The following is a 14991-nucleotide window of genomic DNA, read 5'->3' on the forward strand; positions in this document are numbered from 1 at the left end:
GGTTTCGCCCGGGAAGAGAGACCCCACTTGGCCCAGCTACACCAGCAAACAAATTGACCAATGTTCCAGTAATCACAACCATGTTCCGTATTATAAAAATAGTATTGCACCCTGCTGAGCCAATGGTTTACATTGCAATCTCACAACAGACGGACACTTGCTAGGCACGGAGGAGCCCCAGGTCGAGCAAACTGGTTTGAAATAGAGTCAATCGCAAAGCAATTATTTGTGCCCAGAGCATTTCCCATGACCAAAGACCCAGTAGATTTTCAACAAACGTTAAGTCAGCAGGACAAGAGCAGCAACGTCAATACCAACACCAATACCAACAGCACCTTACTTAAAGGGCTTGAAGTACTTCAGTATTTGGTAGACCTCCGCGCCCCGATGGGTGTATCAGCGATGGCCGCAGCGTTTAGCGTGCCCAAAAGCAACATGCACCGAACGCTCGCAACCCTAGTCGAAGCAGGTTACGCCGCACAAGACAGTAGCGGCAACTATTATGCGACGCTTTATCTTTGGGAACTGGGGACCAAAATTTTATCGCGCCACCGCTTGCGCAACACCGCCATTCCTTACATGCATCGTTTATATGATGAAGCCGGTGAAACAATTAATCTGGTTATCGCTGATGGAAGTGATGCCCTATACATTCATCAAATATCATCGACCAAACCTATCCGGTCTAGCTCGACGATTGGTTCCCGCGCCCCTTTATTGATGACCGTGTCTGGCCGGGTCATTGCTGCGCACCAGAAGAATGCCGAGCAGCGAATCCGTTCGTTATTCAGTGAGCAAAAGCAATACAAGCCCGAACTCAAACTGCGTGATTTACTTACTCAGACGAAAGACATTCAACAACTCGGTTATTCCAAGTCATATAGTTTTTGGCGGCGCGGCGTCAACAGTCTCGCGTGTATCATTTTCAATGAGGCACGAGAACCCGCTGGGGCAATCGCTATTGCAGGAGCAAAAGAGCGATTCACCGAGAATAAAATGGACACACTTATTCCATCTCTCCTCAATACCTGCACTGAGATCAGCAACAGCTTGGGCGGATAATGCTACCTCCTCATGACGCGGTGAATTTGCTATAGCAGTTTCAGCACTCTATGTCAGTAAAACATCGGGCACAAAAAAGGCTACGCAATTCGTCACTGCGTAGCCTTTGTCACCACATCGCCAACGGCGGTGTCAGAATATATTCATTTTGCTTTTGTATAGGATAGATACCCGATATACATTTCATCCCAACTTTGCAGCCCAAATGTCACCTCTTTATTTGGATCAGGGTTCGCTGGGTTGTATTGCGAATTATCGAAAGAGCCTGTCACATACATGGTAGCCCCGGCAGGAATATACATCGGCTTTTCTAGCTGATAGGTTGGCTGCCATGCATAACTATAATCCGCCACATTGAGCACATCTACTAACTCACCTTCGGGATATTCCAGACTAAACTTCATGTCTCTGCCACGAAAGTGCATATGAGCACGCAAACCATATAAGGTAATCGGTTCAGCAAAAGTATGCTTTGCTACAACATTATGCTCAATGGCGTTTGCGGGTATTTTAAATGGTGTCGCCACAGCCAAATTCAAATACTCATCAACGGGTAAGGTTTTTTCGTCATGAAAATAAATACCCAGTATTGTTTTATCTTTTGTCGCTTTTCCGTTAGTGGTGTAGTGAAACTGCATGGCGAGATTATGCCCTTTGGGCACAAATACGCCGGTATTTTCTGGAAACACCATCGCATCCACTTTACCCGGTGCGTAGCCTTCTAAAAACTTTCGTGAATTGAGACCACTCGCCACATTCCGACCTGGTTGCGGCACGGCAGCTGCCTCACCAATGTCCACTCCTTGCGCAACCCGCCGACCAGGTTGAAACTCTTCAGAGGGGGCAACTACGTAGGTCAACAAATGATGCAGCACAGCCGGGTCGCCAGGAATAAACTGTACGGCTTTAACCCATTTATCTTCATCAAAACTCAACTCAACCACTTCGTTGTAATAATCCAACACGCCAGTTGCCGGAATATCGTGTTCTGGCGCAACCACAATGTGGTCTGGCTCGCCCAACTGCCATGCACGTAAATCACCGTGTGCAATAGCTGTCAGCGGATCAACTTTGCCTTTGCCCCGTGGCGCACCGGCGTCAATCCAATGCACAAATGTTTGCAGCTCTTGGTCAGACATATAGTTTGCATTTGTAAAACTATTTACATGCGGATCTACTTGCATCGGTGGCATGCGCTTAGTCAGCAACACCTCTTTAATCATCGGCGCAAAACCTTTCAACATGATATGGCTATTCATAGCAAAAGGACCAATACCACCCTCTCGATGACAATAGGCGCAATTCTTTTCCACGAGAGGCGCAATCACAGTGGAGTAGTCTGGCACTTTTTGCTCATGCATTTGTTTTGCTCGAAACGCAATATCACAACCGGAAGTAGTGTTTATGTTTACGGTGGCTTTCGATTTACCAGCCAACAGATCTTCAAGCGTGCGCTCAACAGTGGCACCCAGAGGGCCTCTGTAATGAATCGCCTTGGTTGATGGATCAACCACCACCACCTGCCCGGCTTGCGTTAACCCTAGCGCTTCCGCAACTAATTGAGAAGAATCATCGAGAACACGGAATTCGATATCACTTCGTTCAACTGCTTTAATAATATCTTCTCGGCTCTCATTTGCGATAGAGTTCATCATCACAACATTCACGGCACGCTCTTGCCAGTTATCACGCACGCGCCTTAACGCTGCGAGATCTGCCGAACTTGAATCACATTGATCTCCATGAGCAAAGATCACAAGCGCTTTATTGAACCGCTGGCGACTTAATTCCAAAATTTTTCCGTTATGATCAATCAAAGAAAAGTCACTGACTTTTTCTAAAGTCTGAGCCGCCTGTAAAAAGCCAGACATGATTAGCGCGGGCAGCGTGACGAGTAAAGCAAACAGAAAGCGACTTGCCTTTCTCATAATATTTCTCCTACAACATGTGTTTTACGAATTCTAATGTATTGCTACCGGTGAGGCTGTTAAGTATGTTAAAGCGCTCTGCAAAGTGGCGAGTTTGTATGGCGACACTACACTATAATTTTTCACCTATCCCTCAAGAGAATCTCCCGCACTCAACGTAATTAACGCTCTCCAACTCACCATCATTTGGCAACATAGTACCTAGCTAACGGTCACCGCCTTGATGCGTTCCTTGATGCGGTTGTAGCCGCAATCAGCATTAATGTTTATGCGCCACCATTGTTGATCAACCTTGGCATTCAACTATTGGTGAACTCGCGAGTTGCTATATAAAAACGATTAAGACTGGGAGAGAAGTATTCACACTTCTTTGCAAAAGTGGGGGACATAGCTGTGTTAACAACCCTTTATTGGGCAGGATGTGCGGCAGTTTTGTAATCGGTTATCGCAAAGCACCTAGAAACCTTCATGGTTTTACAATACGATTGTACTGTATATATCAAAACACATAATTACCTTGCAATAATAACTACCAATATACAGGTGAACATCATGTCAAAATCCCTTATGCCGCTCATGTGTGGTCTTCTTGTTGCCACCGGTCTCACCGCCTGCAGCGAAAGTTCCGACACCTCGACATCCTCAGCCGCTGCGCCCGAATCACAAAGTGCACCGGCGACCGTTGCAGTTGATAACACTATTGGTGATGTTGTAAATACGCCGCTCGGTGCGGTTCGCGGTGAAAGCGTGACCGAAGTTGGCGCAACTGCACGTATCTACAAAGGCCTTCCTTATGCCATTCCTCCAACCGGCGACCTCCGCTGGAAAGCGCCTCAACCTCCCCAAGCCTGGGACGGAGAAAGAGACGGTACCGTGTGGCCGAATCGTTGCCCGCAAGGTGAAAGCAGCATGGGTGCTGGCGGACCGATCAGTGAAGACTGCTTATACCTCAATGTGGTAACAACCGCAGAAAAAACCAATGCAAACCACCCTGTGATGGTGTTTTTCCACGGCGGAGGTTTAACCTCAGGCACCGGCAATTCAACAACCTATAACCACCCCAAGCTTCCCAGCAAAGGCGTTGTCGTTGTTACGGTTAACAGCCGACTCGGACCTATTGGCTACCTTTCACATCCAGCACTGACTGCTGAAGATCCCAACGGCTCGTCCGGCAATTACGGCACACTCGACCTCAAAGCCTCGTTGGAGTGGGTACAGCAAAATATTAAATCCTTCGGCGGCAATCCCAACAACGTCACTATCTTTGGTGAATCTGGTGGTGGGACGAAAACCATTTCACAAATGGCGACGCCATTAACTAAAGGTTTATTCCATCGCGCCATCGTTCAAAGCGGATCCGCGTTGGTATCACCCGAACGCATTACCCCACTCGATAAAGCAGAAGAACGTGGGCAGAAACTTGCTGCTGCATTAGGTATTGAAGAAGGTGAAAACGTACTTGCAGAATTGCGCGCGAAGCCTTGGCAAGACATTATTGCTGCAGGCGCGAAAGAAGAAGTCGGCTTCCGTGCCGGTGTTGTTGTTGAAGGCTACGTTATTCCTGAGCCGGTCAGCGATATTTTCGTGAAAGGCAAACAACACCAAGTGCCGTTAATCGTTGGAGCAAATGCAGGCGAGCGCAGTTTGCAATCCAGTGTACCGCTAATGGCTGATCTTCACAGCGCCACAGGGACACCAACATTTACCTACAACTTCACACAGCTGCCAAAGCAGTGGCGAGAAGAAGAAGGGTGTGTGGCATTCCATGGCCTTGAACTAACGTATGTGTTTGGCGCAGTGCCTATCGGCCTATCGTCGCGCACCACTCAGTTCCTCGCTCGCAGTGGCGGTTGCTCTGCACAAGTGCCTGAGCACGACGAAGAAGATTTGAAAGCGGCTGATCAACTTGCAACCGTTTGGGCTCAGTTTGCCAAAACCGGTAACCCAAGTGTTGAAGGCATTATTGATTGGCCTGCGTATACTAAAGACGCTAACAATTACGCTGACCTTGGCATGCCGTTAACAGCAAAAACAGGCATTCAAGACTCTTACACAGCCCCTCCAGAAAGTGCAGGTAGTCGATTCTAATCTTTCCGACACTAGCCACAAAAAAAGCCCCGGACAAGCTAGCTTGACCGGGGCTTTTTTATGAACGCGCGGAACGCTCAATGAAAGGAGCCTGTTAAGCGATCGCTTTAATCACCTGACTCCCGCATTCGCTATTCGACTACTGGCTGTCGTCTTTCGGGATCAGCCCCTTGTCTTGCATACGCCCGATTTCCAGCGCGTGCTTCATCGCGTAGTTACCTTCATGGCAAGCATATTCATACCACCCTGCGGATGTATAGAATTCATATTCACCACCCCAAGGCTTTTCCCACACCAACGGATCTTCAACATGAAACGCATAGTGCAAACGATCAGGCCCCGCACGCGTGAAACGTTCCGTGACTTTCAACTGATCTGATGCATGATGAAAATACTGTTTAGGGCTGTAATTTATTGTCTCAACAACGAGCGTATCACCTTCGTACCAGCCAATAGAATCACCCATCCAAGGCCGAGTAATAGCTGACTCTGGTAAATGCTCGGCGTTCAAACGAATAATCCGCGCATCATGAATGGTTTCAGCGAGAATCATTACATGATCAGGTGATTGCACAATTTGGTAGTTTGCATTGTAGGCACCTTGGTGCAAAACAGCCCCTGCCTGCGACGGCCAAAATATACAGCGCTCTACAGCCGAGCGTGTTTCGTAGGATTCTAGGTCGCCCACATCAATGGTAAAAAAGATCGTGTGCCAGCCATCTGTTTTCTTCGCTGGAGCATCATCTTTTCTCGGAGGAATACGACCGTTTTTCGGGTAAGTTATTAGCGATGTGCGAGGCTCTCCGCCTACGCGCATGACTCTATTAACGTTACCAACCCAAAAGCGGTTGTAGCCACCCGTTCGGCCATCATTGGGAACGCCCTCGTTCGGGTCGGTGGGTTTGTTAGCCTCTTCATATCGCTTATCGGCTCCCCCCTCCATTTTCATCACTTCAGCGTCACTTAGCACTAACCGATCACCATATTGTTGCGGACGTTGAAATCGAGTTAACGTTTCGTTGGTCCACATACCCGCAATGTCCGGCTGGCCTTGCGCATTGCGAGGCGCCTTGTACTCGTCGGCTGCGTGTGCAGCAGAAAAGCCACACAGCGCACCTAGCGCTAACAATAAGAACCCCCGCTGTCTAATATCTAGCTTACGATGCGTCATAGATTATCCCCCGGACTTAGCCGAAAATTTATTTTCGATTAGATTTTCCCACAGCTATCCCCGGAGAGAAACGCTACGAGCATAATCTTATCAACGGCTAAACAATTCTATACATAGGAACTATGTTGCTGGAGCCGCACGGGACCACTAGGGTTAACTCGTTGCGGCTGGCGAGGGCTTCGCGCGCGGATATTTAGTAGGGTAGGCTCTCAATAGTTGTTCGAGCTTTTCAATATCGATGGGCTTTGCGAGATACTCATTCATACCCGCCTCGAAGCAAGCGTCTATGTGAGAGCGCACTGCATGAGCGGTAAGTGCAACGATCGGGATTGGAGGCAAATTATCTTCTCTTTCCCAACGCCTTATCTCGGTTGTGGCAGTTGGGCCATCCATATTTGGCATATCAAAATCCATTAATACCAAATCGAATTTCTCTGGGTTACTTTTTAGCGCATCAACGGCTAGCAACCCGTCTTCAACCAAAATGACTTGCTGGTTGAGCTTTTTCAAAATGCCTCGAACAACGACTTGATTAACTGGATTGTCTTCCGCGACCAAGATCGTTAATTGTGGAATATCTGTATCTGCTGGTTGATTTACCAAGAAAGCGACATTGTTGCCGGATACAGTATGGGCCAGTATAGATTTGTAAGCTTGCTGCAGATCGCCTGGTAAAGCTGGCTTCTCCATAACTTTGTTAATCCCAGCTGCGGCTAATTCGTTTTGCGGCGGGTAATTGATGGCAGAAGTTAACAACACTCTTGGGATTCCACGAAATCGTTCGTCATGGTTAATCTTGCTACTGGTTTCCACACCGTCCATCCCCGGCATTACCAGATCCAAACTAATCAAATCAAAGGATTTACCGGCTGCGTAGCTGGCTTCCAACATGTCAAGCGCTTCAATGCCATCCTTTGCACGTTCGACATCCATACCCCATGTTTCGGCTTGAACAACAAGCAGCTCCGAAAACGTATAGTTATCTTCTACCACTAAAATACGTTTCCCCTCTAGCGTTAAGTCATGGTGCCCTTGGCTACTGGTTACGCTTTGCTTCCCGTACTCGAGTTGTGCGGTAACCCAGAAGGTCGATCCTTTACCCGGTATGCTTTCCACACCGATGTTGCCGCCCATGGCATCGGCAAGTTGTTTGCAGATCGACAGGCCCAACCCGGTACCTCCATGTATACGTGCTGTGGCATTGCTAGCTTGTGAGAACGCATCAAACAGTTTAGCTTGAGAAGCTGCGGGGATGCCTGGACCAGAATCAATGACGGCTATCCGAATGAGGCCCTCCGACTGTGAATCCTTGCTGACCTTCAAAACTATTTGACCTTGCTCGGTAAATTTCACCGCATTGCTAATAAAATTTAGCATGACTTGTTTAACGCGTGTTGGGTCACCAATAAGTATTGATGGCAACTCCAGGTCTATATCTGCAATTAATTCTATCCCTTTATCCGCGGCATTAACTTTAAAAACATCGAGACTATCAACGGCTAGACGTTGAATATTAAAAGGAATTTTTTCTAACTCAATTTTCCCCGAAGAAAACTTCGAATAATCGAGGATATCATTGATAATGGTTAATAATGACGAACCGGAAGATCGAATGATATTGACATAATACAAACTTGTCTTATCTTTGAGGCGGTCAGCGAGTAATTCCGCCATACCTAGAACGCCGCTCAATGGCGTTCGAATTTCGTGGCTCATCCTCGCCAAGAATTCGCTCTTTGCTTTATTGTCAGATTCTGCTTGCAATTTCGATTCACGCATTTTTCGAATTCTATGCGCCAATGCAAATGCCAGAAATAACGCTTGAAAATAGAACGAAGCCGATTGGAGCAAGTAACCATTCTCCTCAATAGGCGCAGGTAGCCCTGCCACATACATCATCATATTAATGGCGGAGAATCCGTATACGCTCCACGCAATAAGATAATATTTGGCATGTACCACACCTCGGTGTAAGGCGTAAAATCCAACTCCTATAAACACTAAGAATGAGAATATGACATAGAAAGACATGATGCCAATATCAAAACTTGGGATCAGCCGCTTCAACACGATCATCACGACCAACAGACCGTTCAAACCATATAAGACTTTCACCAACCGTGTTGAAAGGCTATTCAGCCCCAAAAAGTGGATCATGAAGGGATAAGCCGCCAGTATTGGAAGGTAGATAATAATCAACGAGATTTGGTCTTGTAGCCAAGGGTTGTTCGGTAAAAAATATTTAAAAGAGATGCCTTGCTGGTAAAAAAACCAACACATAGAACCCAACATTTGTAGTCCGTAATAGAGATAGGCTCGATCTCGAATCGAAAAAGATAAGAACAAATGATAGGCTGCCAATGCAAATAGAAATCCAAGCGAAAAACCTCCCCATCCCCGCCAAGTCAAATCAATAGAATCAAGAATCTTTTGAGTTGTAATCGTTGGCGTGTAATGAGGAACTGGGGCGTACTCAATTTTTGTGAGGACTTGCAATGTTGTATTTGATGGCAGAGATAAGGGGAAATGAGCGAACCTATTCGGGTGAGGCCAACTCGAAAACTTATCGTCTGACGAAATCTTGTAGTGTTCGAGTAGATCTCCCTCTGATACCAGAAAAACCTCAACGTCACCAGGAAACCCACTGCCTAACCCAAATAGCCATTTATCTTCTGCCGCAATGGAACCAGTTGCAATATCAAACCGCATCCATACTGGCAATTTGTATTGATCGGCGGAAATAAAAAATGTAGCCGCCTGACGCCCCTGGCTTAGCGGTAAGCTAGCGACCTCCTGCCAACCCATATTTTGCGCGGGAAAGAAATGTAAAGCCGTCGCTAATTGTTTATAGGTAGGTGATTCAATATAAACAACTCTATCTAAGGTGTCAGACTCTTCCGCGGCAGAAGTAAGTCCCCCCACTGATAACAATGGCAGCAACGCCCACAGCACTATGGCAGCAGCCTTTTTCGGAAGACGGCCATTGACCGCCCTTATACACTTCACGTTATAAACTTTCCGCGTTTTTAATCAAAATCTTTTCGTGTTCTTAGCATTAAGTGTAGATGCATTTTTGTTCGACAGCGCCGAACAAACGAAGTGGGATATGGAACGAATGAAATAACTCGTGATTAGGCGGAATAGATAATACAGGCAATATCTGCATAAACTCCTATACTAATTAATACCTACGCCTCTAAATTTTTATACATCGATAGAATATGCGACTTTGGGTTTTATTTCTTTCATTATTTTTGGTCGCTTGTGGGCCCAGCCCAGTTGATCGAATCAATATTGGGTTGAATGTTTGGCCCGGCTACGCGCCTCTCTATCTAGCCGAAGATTTAGGTTACCTTAACAAATCCAAGGTACGCCTTACAATATTGCCATCGGCGTCGGAAGTGATGCACGCCGTCCGCACTGGTGTGCTGGACGCAGCCGCATTAACGCTGGATGAAACTCTTTCACTCATAGATGACGGGTACGATCTCACTGTAGTTCTCATTTTTGATTACTCTCACGGTGGAGACGTTCTTCTTGCTAAACCCTACATCGAGTCGCTAGCCACTTTAAAAGGACGGTCCATCGCGGTAGAAAACACAGCGGTCGGTGCGCTGCTACTGCAGAGTGCTTTAGAAAAGGCACAATTACGTTTTTCAGACATTGACATGCAAGTATGCGGCTTCGGCCAACATATCGCCTGCTACGAAAACGCCGATGCGATTGTCACGTTTGAACCCGTAAAAAGTCATTTGATTCGTCAAGGTGCGGTGTCGTTATTCGATAGCTCTAGTATCCCCGATACTATTGTTGACGTTTTGGTGGTAAACAAATCATCAGTGGCGTCAGCTAAAAAACCGGTGCAACACCTCATCGACGCCTACTTCAGAGCACGGCAGTTTATGCGTGATCAACCCGATGAAGCCATGGCAATCATCGGTGAAAGGCTCAGCCTAAACAGTAGCGATATGGATGTGATCTACTCGGGTATTGAAATACCGGAGAGAGACGACATGATCATTAAGCTATCAGGCAACCCATCTCCACTGGAAAAAACGGCATCATCTCTCGCTCAATTCATGTATGAAAATAAGTTGATTAAATCGCCATTAAAGATTAATCAGCTCACATCGGACAATTTTGTCATCATGAGGGAAGAATGACAGGATACCGAAGTATTTCCCTTAAACTATGGCTTCCAATCCTTCTGAGTATAAGTTTCGGGGGGCTTTGGCTAATTCTAGTGCTGGACAATTATTCTTCACGCAAGGAAGAAATAATCTCACGCAATCTTGACTTTGTTCGGTATGATATCGCTTCGCTAGTGAGAGAAATGGAATCGAACATCCAAAAGGATCAACTTGCTGGAGCCAGCATTACTCTCGCAGCAAAATCTGCAAACATTAACTACATCGCTCTCGCAGCAACCGACCATAGAGGAAATATATTATTTTCTGCACGCCCTAATCATGTGAATGAGCCTGCGTCATCTCTGTTTCCTGACTTCAACAAAAATGTAATTGCTAAACTTCAGTCTGAGAAAACCTACCAGATAACTTACTCGGGTGATGAAGAAAAAATTATCGCCTATGCACCGCTAACACTGGCTGCTGAAGCGAACGAACTGCGTTCCTTAAACGTAGGGTCAATCTTCATAGTGTTTGACTTATCGCATCAACTGCAAAATGTAAAACACGCTATATTTGAGCAAAGCGCCTATACAGGGGTGTTTTTTATCGCCATTTTAGGCGGCTTGTGGCTCATTTTTTACAAGTTTGTGCAATTACCCGTGAAACACATTGTCGACAGCACAAAAAATTTGTATGGGCAACGTGACGGAGTAGTATGTCGCATACAAGGAAACGGAGAACTATACGAAATCGCAGAATCTTTCAACGCCATGACTGCGGAATTAGACCTTCGTTCATTTCTGGTAAATAAAGCCGAATACGAGATTACGTTAAAAGACAGCTTGTTTGATAGCTTGTTCTTAGCTATTCCCGATACGTTTTTCCTGCTCGACGATACGGGAAATGTAATCGACCTAAGAACATCTGACCACCAAGACCCTCACACCCCGGCCACGCACTTAGTCGGAGAAAATATACGTCGATTCTTTCCGTCAGACGTTGCAGCCCATTACTCTCATGCAATGGCAACGGTCAAAGAACTTAGGTCTTTGCAGATTATTGAGTACTCATTGAGCCAAGACCAGCAAGACAGACACTTCGAGTCCAGAATCAATTATTCAGACTCAAACAAACAGTTTCTCGTGGTCATTAGGGATATCACTGAGCGAAAACACTTTGAAGAGAAAATTCTCTACCAAGCCCACTACGACTCGTTGACCAAGTTACCTAATCGATTCTTGGCTATGGACCGTCTCTCTCAACAGCTCAAAAATGCGGCGAGAACTCAGTCTTCAACAGCTGTTGTATTTCTTGATCTCGATGATTTCAAAAAGATCAATGACACTCTTGGACATGAAACGGGCGACGCATTATTGATCGCTACAGCCAATCGACTCAAGGCTTGTGTTCGTTCTCAAGACACTATTGCTCGTTTGGGCGGCGATGAATTTATACTCGTAACCGCCTCCGTAGACTCAAGTCAATCTCTAACCCACATTACCGAAACGTTACTCAACGCATTCGACAAACCTTTTTATATTCACGATCGTGAAATAATAATTTCAGCTAGCGCTGGCATTTCTACCTATCCAGACGATGGGAATACGCCATCTGACCTGTTGAGAAAAGCCGATGCTGCAATGTATTCGGCCAAGAGCAAAGGTCGCAATGCCTTTTCGTTTTTCACCGACAGTATGAATAAAGAAGCCTACCGCCAATTGAGTATCGAAGAGCAATTACACGGAGCGCTGGAACGTGAGGAGGTTTACGTCGTCTTTCAGCCTCAATTTGGTATTGCGAGTCGAGAGATCGTCGGAGCAGAAGCACTTTTACGCTGGCAAAACCCCAAACTCGGTAGCGTCTCACCCGCCGAGTTTATTCCGATTGCGGAAAAAACAGGTAAGATCATAGCGCTGGGAAATTTCGTACTTGAGCAGTCGTTAAAGGCATTCACGAGCTGGCAAGCGTTTACGGATGAGAATTTTCGCATAGCGGTGAACCTCTCTCCGCGGCAGTTTAGGGGTGACAGGTTAACAGAAAACATTGTCGAACTACTTCAGCATTACGGTGTAGAGGCTAAGCATATCGAACTGGAGATTACGGAAGGTGTTTTACTCGGCGAGCAGGGCTTTGTCACAGAAGAACTCGAAAAATTAAGCCGTTCTAATATTCAACTAGCGATGGATGACTTTGGTACAGGATACTCCTCATTGAGCTACCTGCGGAGCTATCCGTTTAAAGCTTTAAAAATTGATCGATCTTTTGTGTCGGACATCGGGGTTAAACCCGACGCTACAAAGCTAATTCACGCCATCATTGAAATGGCGCACGGCTTAGACCTGCAGGTCGTTGCTGAAGGAATAGAGACTGAGGAACAACTGACAACATTGGATGAGCTTGATTGCGATATCGGACAAGGCTTTTATCTCGGGAAACCGGTACGAGCGTCAGAACTGAAAAGTAGAATTATTAACGTATAACAACTGGCACACGAACATTCTCGCCACGATGATAGCAACCAACTGCACTAGTATTGACGACTTCTACTGACTGCTACTGAGTTTTGACGTCATATGTAACAGTGGCCCCACAAACCCCAGCGGTGTTCATCGATTCCCAACCGGAAAATGACAGGCGACTAGGCCCTCGCTTGTCCCCTGCCCTTCGATATTGATTAAGTCAGGCTCCTGCGTGCGACACTTGTCTTGCACGTAAGGGCAACGGGTATGAAAGTGACAACCCGATGGCGGGTTGATCGGTGAAGGTACTTCGCCTTGCAGCGCGACGAGTGCTTTTTTCTTATCTGGATCGGGTTTAGGAATGGCGTCAATCAATGCGCGGGTGTAAGGGTGGCTGGGGTTTTTATAGAGGGTTTGCGCATCGCTAATCTCGACAATCTTTCCTAGATACATTACCGCGATACGATCAGAGACGTGTTTTACAACCGCAAGATCATGGGCGATAAATAACAATGCCAAGTTCAACTGCTTCTGTAAATCAATCAACAAGTTCATGATTTGCGATTGAATAGACACGTCAAGCGCCGATACCGGCTCGTCGCACACTAACAACTTGGGCTTTAATGCGATTGCACGGGCGATACCGATTCGCTGTCGCTGGCCGCCTGAGAATTCGTGCGGATATCGATTGGCGGCGTCGGGTTGCAAACCTACTTTCGCTAGTAACTCTTTTACCCAGACTTTTCGCTCTTCTGCGGTTCCCATGTTGTGAATCACGTAGGGCTCTTCGAGAATTGAGCCTACGGTATGTCGCGAGTTTAACGACTCCATGGGGTCTTGGAAGATGATTTGCATTTCGCTGCGAATCGAGCGCATGTCTTTCTTGCTGAGCGAAAGAATATCGCGACCTTCAAATTTAACACTGCCGCCAGTCGGTTCGTATAAACGCAAAATCGATTTAGCGACTGTACTTTTGCCACAACCTGATTCGCCGACCAGCCCTAGTGTTTCGCCTCGCCTTAAGTCAAAGGTGACCCCGTCTACCGCATAGTTAGTCGCGACTTGACGAAACAATACACCACCACGAATCGGATAGTGCATTTGCAGATTGTCGACTGACAATAGTGTGTCTTCCGAAGGCATTTTACTTGTCATTCGGCCAACTCCCGCCAACGATGGCACGCGACACGGTGCGATGGATCATCATTAATAGCTTCGATTTGTGGCTCGGTTTCGCTACAGGCACTAGTCGCAAATTCGCAGCGTGTTCTGAAGCGGCACCCACTTGGCAAATCTCTCAAGCTTGGCACCATACCTGGGATAGTTTGGAGTTCTGATTTGCTTTCCGTTTCAAGTATTGGGATAGAATTTAATAAACCACGTGTATAAGGGTGCTTGGGTGCTTTAAAAAGATCGCGCACTGGCGCTTCCTCAACGATACAGCCCGCATACATCACAATCACACGATCACAGGTTTCGGCAATCACGCCTAAGTCGTGGGTGATAAACAATACCGACATGCCGATTTCTTGTTGTAGATCTTGAATGAGCTTCAGGATTTGATTTTGTGTGGTGACATCGAGTGCTGTCGTCGGTTCGTCAGCAATTAGAATATCGGGTTTACAGGCTAACGCCATTGCAATCATAGCCCGTTGACGCATGCCGCCGGATAGCTGGTGGGGGTATTCGTTGAGGCGCTTTTCTGGCGCAGGTATGGCAACCTTTTTTAGAATATCGATAGAGGCTTGTTTTATATCTTCTTCGCTCATTTCGGGGAAGTGCAACCGATAGACTTCTCCAATCTGCTTGCCAATACGATGCACCGGATTGAGCGCGGTCATTGGCTCTTGGAAGATCATCGCAATCTTGCGACCGCGAATATTATGCATCTCCTCAATAGGCAGCGACAATAAATTTTTACCGTCGTAATCAATCACACCGTCGTCAATATTGCCCGAAGGCTGCGGCAACAAGCGCAGAATTGAAAACGCTGCCACACTCTTTCCACAACCGGATTCACCTACCAGCCCCAGGCTTTCGCCACGGTTTAGAGTAAAACCAATACGGTTGAGCACCTCGACCTTACCGTCTTCTGTCTCAAAAGAAACGACAAGGTCTTTAACAGATAAAATGCTGGTTGATGACGACATTAT

The 14991-nt window shown here is 46.6% G+C and carries 9 protein-coding genes; 4 read left to right on the plus strand and 5 right to left on the minus strand.

The window, feature by feature from the left end:
- Positions 1-246: 246 nt before the first annotated feature.
- Positions 247-1062 carry an IclR family transcriptional regulator gene (locus ACZ5NB_RS13580; RefSeq protein ID WP_464107560.1) on the plus strand — a complete coding sequence of 272 codons (816 nt, stop codon included), beginning with the start codon at positions 247-249 and terminating at the stop codon, positions 1060-1062.
- Between the two features lie 143 nt (positions 1063-1205).
- Here the strand turns inward: ACZ5NB_RS13580 and ACZ5NB_RS13585 are convergent, their stop codons facing one another.
- Entirely contained in the window at positions 1206-2990 is a 1785-nt protein-coding gene (locus ACZ5NB_RS13585; RefSeq protein WP_460234479.1) for a peroxiredoxin family protein, read from the minus strand.
- 552 nt (positions 2991-3542) lie between these two features.
- On the opposite strand from ACZ5NB_RS13585, the gene ACZ5NB_RS13590 reads away from it, so the two are divergent.
- Positions 3543-5078 (plus strand): carboxylesterase/lipase family protein, encoded by a 1536-nt coding sequence (locus ACZ5NB_RS13590; RefSeq protein ID WP_460234480.1) that lies wholly within the window; start codon positions 3543-3545, stop codon positions 5076-5078.
- 139 nt (positions 5079-5217) lie between these two features.
- On the opposite strand, the gene ACZ5NB_RS13595 is transcribed toward ACZ5NB_RS13590, so the two are convergent.
- Together ACZ5NB_RS13595 and ACZ5NB_RS13600 are read right to left on the minus strand one after the other, a co-directional pair.
- The gene (locus ACZ5NB_RS13595) at positions 5218-6249 is read right to left on the minus strand and encodes a hypothetical protein (protein WP_460234481.1); all 1032 of its coding nucleotides are present in this window, start codon (positions 6247-6249) and stop codon (positions 5218-5220) included.
- 153 nt (positions 6250-6402) lie between these two features.
- Positions 6403-9255, minus strand: coding sequence for a hybrid sensor histidine kinase/response regulator (locus ACZ5NB_RS13600; RefSeq protein WP_460234483.1), 2853 nt, complete (start codon positions 9253-9255; stop codon positions 6403-6405).
- Positions 9256-9470: 215 nt separating this feature from the next.
- Between ACZ5NB_RS13600 and ACZ5NB_RS13605 the strand changes: the two genes are divergently transcribed.
- Positions 9471-10412 carry an ABC transporter substrate-binding protein gene (locus ACZ5NB_RS13605; RefSeq protein WP_460234484.1) on the plus strand — a complete coding sequence of 314 codons (942 nt, stop codon included), beginning with the start codon at positions 9471-9473 and terminating at the stop codon, positions 10410-10412.
- Positions 10413-10582: 170 nt separating this feature from the next.
- Positions 10583-12859 (plus strand): putative bifunctional diguanylate cyclase/phosphodiesterase, encoded by a 2277-nt coding sequence (locus ACZ5NB_RS13610; RefSeq protein ID WP_460234485.1) that lies wholly within the window; start codon positions 10583-10585, stop codon positions 12857-12859.
- Between the two features lie 126 nt (positions 12860-12985).
- On the opposite strand, the gene ACZ5NB_RS13615 is transcribed toward ACZ5NB_RS13610, so the two are convergent.
- Both ACZ5NB_RS13615 and ACZ5NB_RS13620 read right to left on the minus strand, forming a co-directional pair.
- On the minus strand, positions 12986-13993 hold the full coding sequence (locus ACZ5NB_RS13615; protein ID WP_460234487.1) for an ABC transporter ATP-binding protein: 1008 nt from the start codon (positions 13991-13993) through the stop codon (positions 12986-12988).
- Positions 13990-14988 carry an ABC transporter ATP-binding protein gene (locus tag ACZ5NB_RS13620; protein ID WP_460234488.1) on the minus strand — a complete coding sequence of 333 codons (999 nt, stop codon included), beginning with the start codon at positions 14986-14988 and terminating at the stop codon, positions 13990-13992. The genes ACZ5NB_RS13615 and ACZ5NB_RS13620 overlap by 4 nt, the downstream gene beginning before the upstream one ends.
- Positions 14989-14991: the final 3 nt, after the last annotated feature.

This window comes from Aurantivibrio plasticivorans (assembly GCF_055392955.1).

Excerpts from the sequence above, each read along its gene's own strand:
- ACZ5NB_RS13580 (WP_464107560.1), top strand. The coding sequence starts at position 247 with ATGACCAAAGACCCAGTAGATTTTCAACAAACGTTAAGTCAGCAGGAC.
- ACZ5NB_RS13585 (WP_460234479.1), bottom strand. The coding sequence starts at position 2,990 with ATGAGAAAGGCAAGTCGCTTTCTGTTTGCTTTACTCGTCACGCTGCCC.
- ACZ5NB_RS13590 (WP_460234480.1), top strand. The coding sequence starts at position 3,543 with ATGTCAAAATCCCTTATGCCGCTCATGTGTGGTCTTCTTGTTGCCACC.
- ACZ5NB_RS13595 (WP_460234481.1), bottom strand. The coding sequence starts at position 6,249 with ATGACGCATCGTAAGCTAGATATTAGACAGCGGGGGTTCTTATTGTTA.
- ACZ5NB_RS13605 (WP_460234484.1), top strand. The coding sequence starts at position 9,471 with ATGCGACTTTGGGTTTTATTTCTTTCATTATTTTTGGTCGCTTGTGGG.
- ACZ5NB_RS13610 (WP_460234485.1), top strand. The coding sequence starts at position 10,583 with ATGGAATCGAACATCCAAAAGGATCAACTTGCTGGAGCCAGCATTACT.
- ACZ5NB_RS13615 (WP_460234487.1), bottom strand. The coding sequence starts at position 13,993 with ATGACAAGTAAAATGCCTTCGGAAGACACACTATTGTCAGTCGACAAT.
- ACZ5NB_RS13620 (WP_460234488.1), bottom strand. The coding sequence starts at position 14,988 with ATGTCGTCATCAACCAGCATTTTATCTGTTAAAGACCTTGTCGTTTCT.